The organism is Comamonas sp. GCA5 (assembly GCF_036541385.1).
GTDB classification, from domain to species: Bacteria; Pseudomonadota; Gammaproteobacteria; order Burkholderiales; family Burkholderiaceae_C; genus Comamonas; species Comamonas aquatica.
Genome location: NZ_JAZHFR010000007.1, coordinates 48,132 through 61,602, shown reverse-complemented (window position 1 = coordinate 61,602; position 13,471 = coordinate 48,132). Strand labels below are relative to the sequence as shown.

The following is a 13,471-nucleotide window of genomic DNA, read 5'->3' as shown; positions in this document are numbered from 1 at the left end:
ATGAACGACACCCACGACCTCGACCACTACCGCACGATTGCCGCCACCGCGTTCACGGACAGCGAGCGGGCGGCCGTCTACCGCGCCATCCACGAGCGGCGCGACATGCGCCACTTTGCCGGCGGCACGGTCAGTGACGAGGTGCTGCTGCGCCTGCTGCGCGCCGCCCACCATGCGCCCAGCGTGGGCTTCATGCAGCCGTGGCGCTTCATCCGCGTGCGGGAGCGCGCGCTGCGCGAAGGCATCCACACGCTGGTGGAGCAGGAGCGCGTGCTCACCGCCCAGGCCCTGGGCGAGCGCGAGGAAGATTTCATGCAGCTCAAGGTGCAGGGTGTGCTGGACGCTGCCGAGCTGCTGGTGGTTGCCCTGCCGCCCGGGCGCGAGGCCCATGTGTTCGGTCGCCGCACCATGCCCGAGATGGACCTGGCCTCGGCCGCCTGCGCCATCCAGAACCTGTGGCTGGCCGCGCGCGCCGAAGGGCTGGGCATGGGCTGGGTGTCGATCTACGACCCACAGGCCCTGGCCCAGCTGCTGGAGATGCCGGCCGGCAGCTACCCGCTGGCCGTGCTGTGCCTGGGGCCGGTGCAGGCCTATTACGCCGAACCCATGCTGCAGCAGGAAAAGTGGGCCGCGCGCGCGCCCCTGCAGGACATGCTGTTTGAAGAACGCTGGGGGCACGCGCCGCAGACCCTGCCACCGGCCGAGATGGAATGATTGCTATGGATGTGACGGCCGTGCTGGCCGTGGCCCTGAGCCCGCTGGCCTGGGCCTGGCAACTGTGGGGCGCCGAGGGCGCCTCGCAGCTTTTCTGGGCGCAGCAACTCATGTCGGCCGCGCTGGCGGTGCTGGTGGCCCTGCTGCTGGACCGCCTGTGGGGCGAACCCCCTGTGTGGCTGCACCCCGTGGTACTGATGGGCAAGCTGCTGGGCGCCTTGGGTAAATGGATAGCGCCCTGCGCTGAAAGAACCAGGGATTACAGGTCTTTTGTACTGGGAATGACCGCGTGGTGCGCGCTGGCAGCTCTCTTTTTTGTGGTCTATGCCCTGTGCCAGTGGCTGTTGCCACCGCAGGCCTGGTGGGGGCAGGGCCTGGTGCTGGGCGTGCTGCTCAAGCCGCTGCTGGCGTGGCGCATGCTCCTGGACGAGGTGCTGGCCGTCGAGGCCGCCCTGCAGCAGTCGTTGCCCGCAGGGCGCGAGCGCCTGTCCTGGCTGGTCAGCCGCGACACCACGCAGCTGGACGCGGGCACGGTGCGTGAGAGCGTGATCGAGACCCTGGCCGAGAACCTCAGCGACTCCGTCATCGCCCCCTTGTTCTGGTTCCTGCTGGCCGGCCTGCCGGGCGCGGCACTGTACCGGTTGGCCAACACCGCCGATGCCATGTGGGGCTACCCGGGCTGGCGCGGGCAGGGCGCGCAGCGCCGCCACTGGCAGTGGGCCGGCAAATGGGCGGCGCGTGCGGACGATGTGCTCAACTGGCTGCCGGCGCGCCTGACGGCCCTGCTGCTGGCCGGCGTGGCACATGGCGTGGCCTGGTCCGCGTTGCGCCGCGATGCGGCCATCACGCCTTCGCCCAATGGCGGCTGGCCCATGGGCTGCATGGCGCTGGCCCTGGGCGTGCGCCTGGGCAAGCCCGGCGTCTATGTGCTGAACCCGCAGGGCCAGGTGCCCCAGGCCGCGCAGGTGCAGCAGGCCGTGGGCCTGGCCGCGCGCGTGGTGGGTGCCTGCGCGATCGCCGCGCTGGTGGTGCTGCTGGGCCTGGGGGTGATCGCCCATGGCTGAGGCCCTGATCCACGGTGGCACGGACGCACTGGGCGTGCCGGCGCACGATTTTTCCACCAACCGCAATGCCTGCGGCCCGTGCCCGCAGGCCGTGGCGGCGCTGCAGGCCGCACACGTGGCCCAGTACCCGGACCCGGCCTACACCGACCTGCGCGCGGCGCTGGCGGCCTTCCACGGCGTGGACCCGGCGCGCGTGGTGCTGACCGGCAGTGCCAGCGAATGCATCCACCGTCTGACCTTGCATGCCGTGCGCAGCGGGGCCCGCCAGGTCAGCCTGCCGCGGCACCACTATGGCGACTACCCGCATGCCGCGCGCCTGTGGCAGCTGCCGGTGGTGCCGCGCAGCCCGCACGTGGGTGGCCCCGGGCTGCACTGGGCCTGTGCACCGTCCAGCCCCCTGGGCCTGGACGAGGACGTCTGGCCGCTGTGGGCGTCGCCGGCCCCGGCCGGGGCCTGGCGCGTGCTGGACTGCGCCTATGCCCCGTTGCAGCTGGAGCCGGCCGCGGTGCGGCCGAACCTGGACCATGTGTGGCAGATGTGGACCCCCAACAAGGCCCTGGGCATGACCGGGGTGCGCGCCGCCTACGCGATTGCACCCGTGCAGGCCACGCCGCAGGAGCTGGCGGCGCTGCGCGACCTGGCCCCTTCCTGGGTGGTGGGGGCCCACGGCGTGGCCATGCTGCAGGCCTGGACCACCCCACAGGTGCAGGCCTGGCTACAGGCCAGCCTGGTGCAGCTGCGGGCCTGGAAGGCGCAGCAAGTGCAGCTGTGTGCCCGGCTGGGCTGGCAGGTGCTGCCGGGCCACCAGGCCAATTATTTCGTGGCGCGCTGGCCCCAGGACGGGCAGGCGCGCATGGCGCAGGCCCTGGCCGTGCTGCGCGCGCAGGGCATCAAGCTGCGCGATGCCCACAGCTTTGGCCTGCCCGGCTGCGTGCGCCTGGGTGTGCTGCCGCCGGCCTCCCAGCAGGCCCTGGCGCAGGCCTGGGCGGCGATGAACCTCAAGGAGTTGGCATGAGTCCGACAGCATTCGATCCCGTCCGCCTGCCGCGGCCCCAGCCCGGGCAGACCCAGGCCCTGTGCGTCATGGTGCTGGGTACCAGCAGCAACGCCGGCAAGAGCTGGGTGGCCACGGCCCTGTGCGCCTGGTACCGCGCCCAGGGCTACAAGGTGGCGCCCTTCAAGGCGCAGAACATGAGCAACAACGCCCGCGTGGTGGCCACGCCGGACGGGCAGTGGGGCGAGATCGGCACGGCCCAGTACCTGCAGGCCCTGGCCGCCGGCTGCGTGCCCGATGTGCGCATGAACCCGCTGCTGCTCAAGCCCGAGGCCGACACGCGCAGCCAGGTGGTGCTGCTGGGCCAGGTGGATGCCGCGCTGTCGGCCATGCCCTGGCGCGGGCGCAGCCAGCACGTGTGGCCGCAGATTGCCCAGGCCCTGGACAGCCTGCGGGCCGAGAACGACGTGGTGGTGATCGAGGGGGCCGGTTCCCCGGCCGAGATCAACCTGCACAGCAGCGATGTGGTCAACATGCGCGTGGCCCGGCATGGCCAGGCGCACTGCCTGCTGGTGGCGGACATCGACCGGGGCGGCGCCTTCGCCCACCTGTACGGCACCTGGGCCCTGCTGCCGCCCGAGGAGCAGGCCCTGCTGCGCGGCTTCGTGCTCAACAAGTTCCGGGGCGATGCGCGCCTGCTGGCCCCGGCGCCGCAGATGCTGCAGGAGCGCACCGGCGTGCCCACGGTGGCCACCATCCCCATGCAGTGGAACCATGGCCTGCCCGAGGAGGATGGGGTGTTCGATGCCCGCAGCACGGGCGCCGGGGCCATCCACACCACGGTGGCCATCGTGGCCTATCCGCGCATGAGCAACCACGATGAATTCCAGCCGTTGCTGAATCTGCCCGGCGTGCGCGTGGTCTGGGCGCGCAGCCCGGCCCAGTTGCAGGGCGCGGACTGGGTGATCCTGCCAGGCTCCAAAGCCACGGCGGCCGACCTGGACTGGATGCGCAGCCAGGGGCTGGACGCCGCCGTGGTCGCACATGCCCATGCCGGGCGTCGGGTGCTGGGCATCTGCGGGGGTCTGCAGATGCTGGGCGAGGCCCTGATCGACCTGCACGGTGTGGACGGCAACGCCGCCGGCCTGGGCCTGCTGCCCCTGGTCACGCTGTTTGCGCCGGACAAGACCGTGCGCCGTGTGCGCGTGCACCTGCCGGCGCTGCACGGGCCCTGGTCGTCGCTGGCGGGCATGGCGTTGGACGTCTATGAAATCCACCACGGCCAGACGCAGCTGCGCACCGACATGGAGGCCGGCCAGCCGCAGCGTTCCCGGGAGGTGGTGCCGGGCCTGGTCTGGCAGAACGGCCCCGGCCACATCTGGGGCACCTACTGGCACGGCATGCTGGAGAACACGGCCTTTGTCCAGGCCTTGTTCGGCGCCCAGGCCCCGTCGCTGGAGGTGGTGTTTGCCCGCCTGGCCGAGGGCGTGCAGGCCTGGTTTGCGCAAGAGGTGTAAGCGGGTGCTACGGTTGTAGGCTTGTGCCTGCAAGGCTGGGCGGGCTGGGCTGATAGTCCATGTCGGGCCATGGCAGGCATGCTGTTGGCATTGTTTGTTATCCAAGGAGAATGCTTTGATGAAGTTGCAATGGACCCCTTCCTGGCGCCTGGGCTTGTGCATGGTGGCACTGGCCGGCGCAAGCTTGGCACAGGCGCAAACCGCTGCTCCCGCGTCCGCTCCCGCTGCGCTCACCCCTGGGGCGCACCACCCTGCAGCCCCCCACCATCCGGCCAAGGCGCCGCACCATCGCGCCATGCCGCACCACGGGACCCAGGGCACGGCCATGAGCCCGCAGCAGCGCGAGGCCGCGGCCGTCGCGGCGGAACAGCGCCGCGGGCAGGGGCCGGTCAACCCGCCGGGCATGGGCATGGATGACCTGCAGCGCAACGCCTTGCGCCGCTGCGACATCTTCAAGACCGAGCTGGACCGCAGCGCCTGCGTGGCACGCGTGCAGCAGCCACAGCTCTCCGGCAGCGTCGAGGGGGGAGGGGTGATCCGCGAATACACCCAGACCATCGAGGTGCCCGCCGCACCGCCCGCCCAGCATCACCACATGATGCAGCAGCCGATGCCCCAGCCCATGGAGCCGATGCGCAAGTAAGCGCCTGCGCTGCCCAGCACCCCCAACCCGGCCTGGCCGGGTTTTTTCTTGCCCGCGATTGATGTGGTGCGGGGCAAGGCCATGGGCGCAGGCGCATACTTGGGCCCGGGCGCTGGAGCGCCTTTTTTGTGTGTGATGAGGGATGGAAATGTCGACCGTGATTCCTGACGTGGCTTCGATCGAGGACGCCACATTTGCCGCCCATGTGCAGGGCTTGCTGGACGTGAAGACCAAGCCCGTGGGCTCCCTGGGCGTGCTGGAGCAGCTGGCGCACCGCCTGGCCTGCATCCTGGGCAGCGACGCCCCGGTGCTGGAGGCGCCGCAGATGGTGGTGTTTGCGGCCGACCATGGCCTGGCGGCGCGCGGGGTGTCGGCCTACCCCGTGGACGTGACCTGGCAGATGGTGGAGAACTTCATGGCCGGCGGCGCGGCCGTGAGCGTGCTGGCGCGCCAGCATGGGATTGCCCTGAATGTGGTGGACTGCGGCGTGGCGCGCGACTTTGCCGCCCGCGAGCAGGACCCCGAGGACAAGCTGCCCAAGGCCGGCCAGCCGCGCCTGTGGCGCCGCAAGGTGGCCTATGGCACGCAGGACTGCAGCCAGGGCCCGGCCATGACCGAACAGGAATGCGCGCTGGCCATCCGCAACGGGGTGGAACTGGTCAAGCGCCTGCCGGGCAATGCCTTGCTGCTGGGCGAGATGGGGATTGGCAACACCTCCACCGCCTCGCTGCTGCTGTCGCGGCTGTGCGGTGTGTCCGTGGCGGAGGTCACGGGCATGGGCACGGGCCTGGATCCGCAGGGTGTGGAACGCAAGATCGCCGTGCTGCAGCAGGTGCTGCAGACGCATGCCGCCGTGACCGAGCCGCTGCCGGTGCTGGCCGCCATGGGCGGGCTGGAGGTGGCGACCATGGTCGGTGCCGTGCTGCAGGCCGCGGCCGAGCGGCGCGTGATTGTGGTCGATGGCTTCATCACCACGGCGGCGGTGCTGGTGGCCAGCCGCCTGCAGCCTGCGGTGCTGCAGCGCTGCGTGTACGCCCACCGCTCGGGCGAGCCCGGCCACACCCTGCTGCTGCAGGCGCTGGGCGCGCGGCCCTTGCTGGACTGGCAGTTGCGCCTGGGCGAGGGTTCCGGGGCCGCGGCGGCCTGGCCGCTGCTGCCGGCGGCTTGTGCCATCCTGCGCGAGATGGCCAGCTTCACCTCGGCCGGCGTGGCTACCAAGGCCGGCTGAAGCTTTTTCAAAAAAGGGAGCTGACTGCGCGCCTCCCGCCTGCCTTTCAGAACGAATCGTTCTGCAAGGCCCGCAGGGGCTGCGCGGTCAGCTCCTTTTTTTATACCCGCTAGCGTGACCCCTGATACGTCGCTGCTGGGCCTGGTCGTACGCGGGGACTGCCTGCGGCTTTACGTTGTGTCACGGACGCCAATCTTCGATGTGCTGGGGGGTAGGGGCGTTTGGGATCAATCCAGCCGGATGGTGGGGCGCAGGCGGGAGTTCATCAAATCCACCAGCCACAGCAGGCCGCCGCGCCAGAAGCCGTACAGGCGCGCCTGGTGCGAGCGGTACAGCCAGATGTGGCTGAGCATGGCCAGCCGGCCCTTGATCATGCCGCCGTTGAACAGCCCGAACTTGCCCAGCGAGCCGTAGGCGTCGTAGTTGGCCAGCGAGACCAGCGCCCCAAAGTCGCGGTAGGCAAAGCCCTGGCCGGCGTACGGCTGGCGGCTGGCCAGCACCTTGGGCAGCAGCTCGATCAGGTAGCGTGCCTGCTGGTGGGCCACCTGGGCGGTGGGCGGCAGCGGCGTGCTCTGGCCAGGCAGGGTGTAGCTGGCGCAGTCGCCCACGGCGTAGATGTCGGGGTCGGCGGTCTGCAGATCGTCGTTCACGATCAGCTGGTTGCCGCGCGTGACGGGCAGGCCCAGCTGGGCCAGGAAATTGGGCGCCTTCACGCCAGCAGCCCAGACGCTGAGCCCGGCGGGGATGACCTCGTCGCCATCCAGCAGCAGGCCGTTGGCCAGCGCTGCCTGCACGCGGCGGCCGACCAGCACCCGCACGCCCAGGTGCTCCAGGCGCTGCTGGGTGGCCTGGGAGATCTCCTCGGGGAAGCTGGGCAGGATGCGCGGCCCGGCCTCGATCAGCACGATGCGGAACTTGGCGGCCCGCCCCAGCGCGCCATAGGCTTCGGCGCTTTCGGACAGCTGCACCAACTCGGCCGCCAGCTCCACGCCGGTGGCGCCGGCGCCGACGATGGCCACCTGCAGGGTTTCGCCCTCGGTCATGCCGCGCACCATGCGCAGGCGGATTTCACGGTTGAAGTCATCGGCCTTGCGGCGCGAATCAATCATGTAGCAATGCTCCAGCACGCCGGGCGTGCCGAAGTCGTTGGCCCCGCTGCCGACGGCGATGACCAGCTTGTCGTAGCCGATGCGGCGCGCGGGCACCATTTCACGCCCGTCGGGGGCACAGATGGCGGACAGGATGATTTCCTTGCTTGCGCGGTCCAGGCCTTCCATGGCGCCGGGCTGGTAGGCGAAGCGGGCGTCCGTGGCCTGGGCCAGGTAGGTGGTCTGCTGCTGCGCCAGATCGCGCGTGCCGGCGGCAATGGTGTGCAGCATGGGCTTCCAGACGTGGGCGGAATCGGCATCGACCAGGGTCACCGAGGCGGTGTGCGGGTCGCGCAGCTTGCCCAGTGCCGAGGCGATTTCCAGCCCCGCGACCCCGCCCCCCACGACCACGACCCGTGCTGCCTTGTCCTGCTGCGCTTCACCCATTGCTGTTTCCTGCCTGTGCTATCGAATGTTGTTGAGGCTGCGCGCATGCATTCGGCCTGCGCGGCGAAACAGGCATTCTGCTGATATTTTTGATAGCGCGATGCGTAGGATGGGCTTGGGATTTCTTGGGATTTATGTCTTACAGCAGAGTGCTTCGCAATGCATAGCGCTGCAGGCCCGTGGGCCGCGCGGGCGTTGGGGCCACCGTTCCCCCAGCCCGCAAAAATTGGGGGATAACCGCTCAGAGTGCGAGGGTATTGCGGGCGCGGGCGGCCGCCCTCAGACGCCTTCGGTCGGGGCCATGGGCAGGCAGGCCACGGCCTCCAGGCCCAGGATGCGCGCGCCCTGCTGGCGGTTGTGCAGCTCCAGGCGACCGTGCAGCGCCTGGACGATTTCCAGGCAGATGGCCAGCCCCAGGCCGGAGCCGTTGCGCGTGTCCCCGGCCGAGAACGGCTGGTACAGGCGCTGCAGCAGCTCTTCGGACAGGCCCGGGCCCTGGTCGATGATGTGCAGGCAGGCGTGCTGCCTGTCGGCCTGCGGGGTCAGCGTGACCAGCAGGGCGCTGCCCGGTGGTGCGTGGCGGATGGCGTTGTGCAGCAGGTTGCGCACCAGCTCGCGCAGCATCCATTCGTGCGCAGACAGCGGCACGGGGGTGTCGGCGCGCAGCTCGAAGTCCAGCATCTTGTCGGCGATCAGCGGGGCCAGGTCCAGCGCCACCTCGCGCACGATGGCGTCCCAGCCGGTGGCGGTGGCGGCCTGTGGCTGCTGGCGCAGCTGTTCCACCTTGGCCAGCGACAGCATCTGGTTGGCCAGCTGTGTGGCGCGGTCCACGGTGGCCTCGATTTCCTGCAAGGCCGTGGCGGGCGGCATGTCGCCCTGGCGGGCCGACTGCACCTGCACCTTCAGCACCGCCAGCGGGGTGCGCAGCTGGTGCGAGGCATCGCGCACGAAGCGTTTCTGGTGGCTGAGCAGTTCGCGCAGGCGCTCGATGGCGCGGTTCATGCCGTCGATCCAGGGCTGCAGCTCGCGCGGCACGGCGTCGCGTTGCAGGGGCTGGAAGTTATGGTGCGGCCGCTGGCCAATAGCGTGGCCGACCTCGCGCACGGCGCGCGTGACGCGTTGCACGACGATCATGATGGTCAGCACCAGCAGGCCCAGGAGCACGGCGTTCTGCCACAGGGTCTCGGTCAGCAGGTTCCAGGCCAGGTTGTGGCGCAGCTGCAGGGTTTCGGCCACCTGGATCACGGCCATGCTGCGCCCCTTGTGGCTGGCCACGGGCTGCAGCAGCACGGCGATGCGCACCGGCTGGTCGCGGTAGGTGCTGTCGTAGAAATCCACCAGCGCCGCGTAGGGCGGCTGGGCCGGGATGGTGCCGCGCCAGAAAGGCAGGTCGTCAAAGCCGGAGATCAGCTGCCCATCCAGGCTGGACACGCGGTAGTACAGGCGCGTGTGGGTGTCGGCCTCGAAGGCCTCCAGCGCCGAATACGGCACCAGGGCGTGGATGCGGGCGTGCTCGTCGTAGCCGTCCACGTCCAGCTGCTCGCCGATCGTCTTGGCCGACGCCAGCAGCGTGCGGTCGTAGGCCGTGTGCAGCGCCTGCAGCGAGGCGCGGTAGGACCACAGCATGTTCAGCGCGATGCAGGCAATCACTGGCAGCAAGATGCCCACCAGCAGCTGGCTGCGCAAGGACCAGATGCCGCGGTGCTGGGGCTCGCTCATGCCGCGGCCCCCGAGGGCGTGGGCTTGAGTAGGTAGCCCAGGCCGCGCAGCGTGACCAGGTCCATGCCGGTGCCGGACAGCTTCTTGCGCAGGCGGTAGACCACCACCTCGATGGCCTCGTACTTGACATCGACCTCGCCGGGAAACACCAGCTCGTACAGGCGCTCCTTGGCGATGGCCTGGCCCGGTCGCGCCAGCAGGGCGTGCATCAGTGCGCGCTCGCGCGGCGTGAAGTCCATGGGCAGGCCCAGGTGGTAGATGGCGCCGCTGGCACGGTCCAGGCGCAGGGTGCCGAAGCTGTCATGGTCGGCCTGGGTGGAGGCACCGCCCGCGCCCTGGGCGCGCCGCTCCAGGGCACGCAGGCGTGCTTCCAGTTCGTCCAGGTCGAAGGGCTTGGCCAGGTAGTCGTCGGCCCCGGCGTTCAGGCCCAGCACGCGGTCACCCACGGTGCTGCGCGCGGTCAGGATCAGCACCGGCGTGGTGGCGCGCAGCGCGCGCAGGTGCTCCAGCACCTGCAGGCCATCCTGGCCGGGCAGCGTCAGGTCCAGCACCACCACGTCGGGTTGCAGGGCCTGCCACTGCGGGATGGCCTGCAGCCCGTCCGCGCACAGGCTGACATGGATGCCGCGGCGCGCCAGGGCGCGCTGCAGGCTGGTTTGCATGGCGGGATCGTCTTCGACCAGGAGAATGTGCATGGCCGGCACGTTAGCACTGCGGCGACCGGGTTTTGTTGCTGTGCAGCTTGGGGTTTTCACGGCCCCTGCAGGACAGCCATTTGACAGGCAGTCGCCGCATCATGCAGCCCAAGCAGTGCAGGTTGCGGCTGGTGCTGCTTTTCCTGACGACGAACCTATAAACAGGAGACAAGATGATGCGACGCGATACTTTCTTGAAGAGCATGGCTGCCCTGGCGGTGGCCGGCACCGTCCCCACCAGCTGGGCCCAGGCTGCGGCCATGAAGATGATGCTGCCCGCCAATCCCGGTGGCGGCTGGGACACCACGGGCCGTGCCCTGGGCAAGGCCCTGCAGGATGCGGGCGTGGCCTCGTCGGTGACCTACGACAACAAGGGCGGCGCGGCCGGTGCCATCGGCCTGGCGCAGTTCGTCAACGGCAGCAAGAACGATGCGAACGCCCTGATGGTGATGGGCGCGGTCATGCTGGGCGGCATCATCACCGGCAAGCCCCCGGTGACCCTCAAGCAGGTGACGCCCCTGGCGCGCCTGACCAGCGAATACAACGTGTTCGTGCTGCCTGCCAATTCGCCGTTCAAGAACATGGGCGAGGTGATTGCCCAGCTCGAGAAAGACCCCGGCAGCGTGAAGTGGGGCGGTGGTTCGCGCGGATCGACCGAGCACATCGCGGCCGCGATGATTGCCAAGGCCGTGGGCGTGGACCCTGCCAAGATCAACTACGTGGCCTTCCGTGGGGGTGGCGAGGCGATCTCGGCCATCCTGGGTGGCAACGTCACCATCGGCGGCAGCGGCTACAGCGAGTTTGCCGAGTACATCGCCAGCGGCAAGATGAAGCCCGTGGGCGTGACCTCGGCCGAGCGCCTGCCGTCGCTGGACGTGCCCACGCTGAAGGAGCAGGGCATTGACGTGGAAATCGGCAACTGGCGCGGTGTCTACGGTGCCCCCGGCATCAGCAAGCAGCAGCGCGACGAGCTGATCGCCAAGCTGGAAAAGGCCACCAAGAGCGCGGCCTGGCAGGAAGCCCTGAAGAAGAACGACTGGACCCCGGCATGGCTGGCCGGCGATGCCTTCGCCACCTTTGTGGACAAGGAGTTCAGCAGCCTGCAAGACACCATGACCCGCGCCGGCATGGTGTAACGCGCGGTCCTGCGGCACGGTGCGTGCACCGTGCTGCAGAACTTGATAGCTGAAAGCGCTTGCTGCACAAGCGCTAGAGCCTGATTTCTCTCTTAAAGGAGCTCTGCATGTCTGAGAGCTTGAACCCTGTGCCCGCCGAGCCGGCCTGGCACAGTTCGATTCCGTCCGCGCGCTGGCAAGCCGCCGTGGGCGTGGGGGTGGTGCTGGTCGCCGTGGGCATGGGCGTCGGTGCCAGCCAGATTGCCGGCGACGCCGGCTACGGCGGCGTAGGCCCCAGTTTCCTGCCCTGGCTGTGTGCCGCGGTGCTGGCCCTGTGCGGCGTCTGGCTGGTGTGGGAGGCCCTGACCGGTGGCTACCGCAAGGCGGGTGAGCCCGGCGGCAGTGCCAAGGCCGATGTCGGCCCCTTCGTCTGGGTCTCGGCGGGTCTGCTGCTCAATGCCGGGCTGATCGAGCACCTGGGCTTCATCATCAGCTGCACGCTGTGCTTCACCCTGGCCGTGCAAGGCCTGCGCCGGGCCCAGGGCCAGACGGACACCCTGAGCGGCAAGGGCCTGCTCAAGGACGTGCTGGTGGGCTTCACGATTGCGGCCCCGGTGTTCTGGGCATTCACACAGTTCCTGGCCATCAACCTGCCAGGTCTGACGGAAACAGGGTGGCTGTGATGGACATGTTCGACGCACTGATGCAGGGCTTTGCCACGGCGGCCACACCGATCAATCTGCTGTGGGCGCTGCTGGGTTGCGCCCTGGGCACGGCCGTGGGCGTGCTGCCGGGCATCGGCCCCGCCGTGGCCGTGGCCATGCTGCTGCCGATCACGGCCAAGGTGGAAATCACCGCCTCCATGATCTTCTTCTCGGGCATCTACTACGGTGCCATGTACGGGGGATCGACCACCTCCATCCTGCTGAACACGCCGGGGGAAACCGCCAGCATGGTCACGGCCATGGAGGGCAACAAGATGGCCAAGAACGGCCGCGCCGGCGCGGCGCTGGCCACGGCAGCCATCGGTTCCTTCGTGGCGGGCACGGTGGCCACCGTGGTGGTGACGCTGTTCGCACCCGCAGTGGCGGACTTCGCGGTGAAGCTGGGTCCGCCCGAGTACTTCATGCTGATGGTGCTGGCCTTCACCACCGTGAGCGCGGTGCTGGGGCAAAGCAGCCTGCGCGGCATGACGGCCCTGTTCATCGGCCTGGCCCTGGGTTGCGTGGGCATGGACCAGATCACCGGTTCGGCCCGCTACACCGGCGGCAAGATGGAGCTGATGGACGGCGTGGACATCGTGCTGGTGGCCGTGGGCCTGTTCGCCGTGGCCGAGGTGCTGTACGCCGCCCTGTACGAAGGCAAGGTCGACCAGTCGCAGAACAAGGTGACGCGCGTGCACATGACACGCCGTGACTGGAAGCGTTCCGTGCCAGCCTGGCTGCGCGGCACCATCATCGGCACGCCGTTTGGCTGCATTCCCGCCGGCGGCACGGAAATCCCGACCTTCCTGAGCTACGCCACCGAGAAGAAGCTGGCCAAGGGTGAGGACAAGGCCGAGTTCGGCGGCAAGGGCGCCATCGAAGGCGTGGCCGGCCCCGAGGCGGCCAACAATGCCACGGTGACGGCGGCGCTGATTCCGCTGCTGACCCTGGGCATTCCCACCAGCAACACCACGGCCGTGCTGCTGGGCGCGTTCCAGAACTACGGCATCAACCCCGGGCCCCAGCTGTTCAGCAGCGCCGGTGCCCTGGTGTGGGCGCTGATCGCCTCGCTGTACATCGGCAACCTGATGCTGCTGGTGCTGAACCTGCCCATGGTGGGCCTGTGGGTGAAGCTGCTGAAGATTCCCCGCCCCCAGCTGTACGCCGGGATTCTGATTTTCGCCACCGTCGGTGCCTATGGCATGCGCCAGAGCACGTTCGACCTGTTCCTGCTGTATGGCATCGGTCTGCTGGGTGTGCTGATGCGCCGCTTCGACTTCCCCACGGCCCCCGTGGTGGTCGGCATGATCCTGGGCCCGCTGGCCGAAGCGCAGATGCGCAACGCCGTGTCGATCGGCGAGGGCAGCTTCTGGATCTTCCTGCAGCGCCCCATGTCGCTGACGCTGGTGGTGATCGTGCTGCTGGTGCTGATCGTGCCGCGTGCGCTGCAGTACTGGGCGGCCCGCCGTGCCGTGCAACGCCACGATTTCGCGGCCCACTGAACGGCCTGCCGTCGACCCCTCCAAGCCCCGCTGTGCGGGGC

At 69.3% G+C, this 13,471-nt stretch carries 12 protein-coding genes; 9 read left to right on the top strand and 3 right to left on the bottom strand.

What is annotated here, in order from left to right; all coding sequences use genetic code 11:
* From bluB to cobT, 6 genes are all read left to right on the top strand, one after another.
* On the top strand, nucleotides 1-714 hold the full coding sequence (bluB, locus tag SJH88_RS03125) for a 5,6-dimethylbenzimidazole synthase (RefSeq protein WP_274753582.1): 714 nt from the start codon (nucleotides 1-3) through the stop codon (nucleotides 712-714).
* On the top strand, nucleotides 711-1,778 hold the full coding sequence (gene cbiB / locus SJH88_RS03120) for an adenosylcobinamide-phosphate synthase CbiB (protein ID WP_274753581.1): 1,068 nt from the start codon (nucleotides 711-713) through the stop codon (nucleotides 1,776-1,778). The genes bluB and cbiB overlap by 4 nt, the downstream gene beginning before the upstream one ends.
* Nucleotides 1,771-2,793, top strand: coding sequence for an aminotransferase class I/II-fold pyridoxal phosphate-dependent enzyme (locus tag SJH88_RS03115; RefSeq protein WP_274753580.1), 1,023 nt, complete (start codon nucleotides 1,771-1,773; stop codon nucleotides 2,791-2,793). Before cbiB ends, SJH88_RS03115 begins: the two co-directional genes overlap by 8 nt.
* Complete coding sequence (locus tag SJH88_RS03110) at nucleotides 2,790-4,289, top strand: cobyric acid synthase (protein ID WP_042416112.1); 1,500 nt, start codon at nucleotides 2,790-2,792, stop codon at nucleotides 4,287-4,289. The genes SJH88_RS03115 and SJH88_RS03110 overlap by 4 nt, the downstream gene beginning before the upstream one ends.
* A gap of 115 nt (nucleotides 4,290-4,404) precedes the next feature.
* The gene (locus SJH88_RS03105) at nucleotides 4,405-4,932 is read left to right on the top strand and encodes a hypothetical protein (protein WP_274753579.1); all 528 of its coding nucleotides are present in this window, start codon (nucleotides 4,405-4,407) and stop codon (nucleotides 4,930-4,932) included.
* Nucleotides 4,933-5,080: 148 nt separating this feature from the next.
* Nucleotides 5,081-6,160, top strand: a complete 1,080-nt coding sequence (gene cobT, locus SJH88_RS03100) for a nicotinate-nucleotide--dimethylbenzimidazole phosphoribosyltransferase (protein ID WP_154163353.1) — start codon at nucleotides 5,081-5,083, stop codon at nucleotides 6,158-6,160.
* Nucleotides 6,161-6,387: 227 nt separating this feature from the next.
* On the opposite strand, the gene SJH88_RS03095 is transcribed toward cobT, so the two are convergent.
* From SJH88_RS03095 to SJH88_RS03085, 3 genes are all read right to left on the bottom strand, one after another.
* Nucleotides 6,388-7,695, bottom strand: a complete 1,308-nt coding sequence (locus SJH88_RS03095; RefSeq protein ID WP_154163354.1) for an NAD(P)/FAD-dependent oxidoreductase — start codon at nucleotides 7,693-7,695, stop codon at nucleotides 6,388-6,390.
* A 279-nt stretch (nucleotides 7,696-7,974) separates the two neighbouring features.
* Nucleotides 7,975-9,414, bottom strand: a complete 1,440-nt coding sequence (locus tag SJH88_RS03090; protein WP_274753578.1) for a sensor histidine kinase — start codon at nucleotides 9,412-9,414, stop codon at nucleotides 7,975-7,977.
* On the bottom strand, nucleotides 9,411-10,109 hold the full coding sequence (locus tag SJH88_RS03085; RefSeq protein ID WP_274753577.1) for a response regulator transcription factor: 699 nt from the start codon (nucleotides 10,107-10,109) through the stop codon (nucleotides 9,411-9,413). The genes SJH88_RS03090 and SJH88_RS03085 overlap by 4 nt, the downstream gene beginning before the upstream one ends.
* A gap of 176 nt (nucleotides 10,110-10,285) precedes the next feature.
* Here SJH88_RS03085 and SJH88_RS03080 point away from each other — a divergent pair, with 176 nt between their 5' ends.
* The 3 genes from SJH88_RS03080 to SJH88_RS03070 all read left to right on the top strand — a co-directional run bounded on the left by SJH88_RS03080 (nucleotide 10,286) and on the right by SJH88_RS03070 (nucleotide 13,430).
* On the top strand, nucleotides 10,286-11,245 hold the full coding sequence (locus SJH88_RS03080) for a Bug family tripartite tricarboxylate transporter substrate binding protein (RefSeq protein ID WP_274753593.1): 960 nt from the start codon (nucleotides 10,286-10,288) through the stop codon (nucleotides 11,243-11,245).
* Between the two features lie 107 nt (nucleotides 11,246-11,352).
* Nucleotides 11,353-11,907 (top strand): tripartite tricarboxylate transporter TctB family protein, encoded by a 555-nt coding sequence (locus SJH88_RS03075; RefSeq protein ID WP_274753576.1) that lies wholly within the window; start codon nucleotides 11,353-11,355, stop codon nucleotides 11,905-11,907.
* Complete coding sequence (locus SJH88_RS03070; protein WP_183303551.1) at nucleotides 11,907-13,430, top strand: tripartite tricarboxylate transporter permease; 1,524 nt, start codon at nucleotides 11,907-11,909, stop codon at nucleotides 13,428-13,430. Before SJH88_RS03075 ends, SJH88_RS03070 begins: the two co-directional genes overlap by 1 nt.
* Nucleotides 13,431-13,471: the final 41 nt, after the last annotated feature.

Bases quoted from the DNA above. Each gene is read 5' to 3' on its own strand.
- cbiB (WP_274753581.1), top strand. From the start codon at position 711: ATGATTGCTATGGATGTGACGGCCGTGCTGGCCGTGGCCCTGAGCCCG.
- cobT (WP_154163353.1), top strand. From the start codon at position 5,081: ATGTCGACCGTGATTCCTGACGTGGCTTCGATCGAGGACGCCACATTT.
- bluB (WP_274753582.1), top strand. From the start codon at position 1: ATGAACGACACCCACGACCTCGACCACTACCGCACGATTGCCGCCACC.
- SJH88_RS03110 (WP_042416112.1), top strand. From the start codon at position 2,790: ATGAGTCCGACAGCATTCGATCCCGTCCGCCTGCCGCGGCCCCAGCCC.
- SJH88_RS03090 (WP_274753578.1), bottom strand. From the start codon at position 9,414: ATGAGCGAGCCCCAGCACCGCGGCATCTGGTCCTTGCGCAGCCAGCTG.
- SJH88_RS03115 (WP_274753580.1), top strand. From the start codon at position 1,771: ATGGCTGAGGCCCTGATCCACGGTGGCACGGACGCACTGGGCGTGCCG.
- SJH88_RS03070 (WP_183303551.1), top strand. From the start codon at position 11,907: ATGGACATGTTCGACGCACTGATGCAGGGCTTTGCCACGGCGGCCACA.
- SJH88_RS03075 (WP_274753576.1), top strand. From the start codon at position 11,353: ATGTCTGAGAGCTTGAACCCTGTGCCCGCCGAGCCGGCCTGGCACAGT.
- SJH88_RS03085 (WP_274753577.1), bottom strand. From the start codon at position 10,109: ATGCACATTCTCCTGGTCGAAGACGATCCCGCCATGCAAACCAGCCTG.
- SJH88_RS03095 (WP_154163354.1), bottom strand. From the start codon at position 7,695: ATGGGTGAAGCGCAGCAGGACAAGGCAGCACGGGTCGTGGTCGTGGGG.
- SJH88_RS03080 (WP_274753593.1), top strand. From the start codon at position 10,286: ATGCGACGCGATACTTTCTTGAAGAGCATGGCTGCCCTGGCGGTGGCC.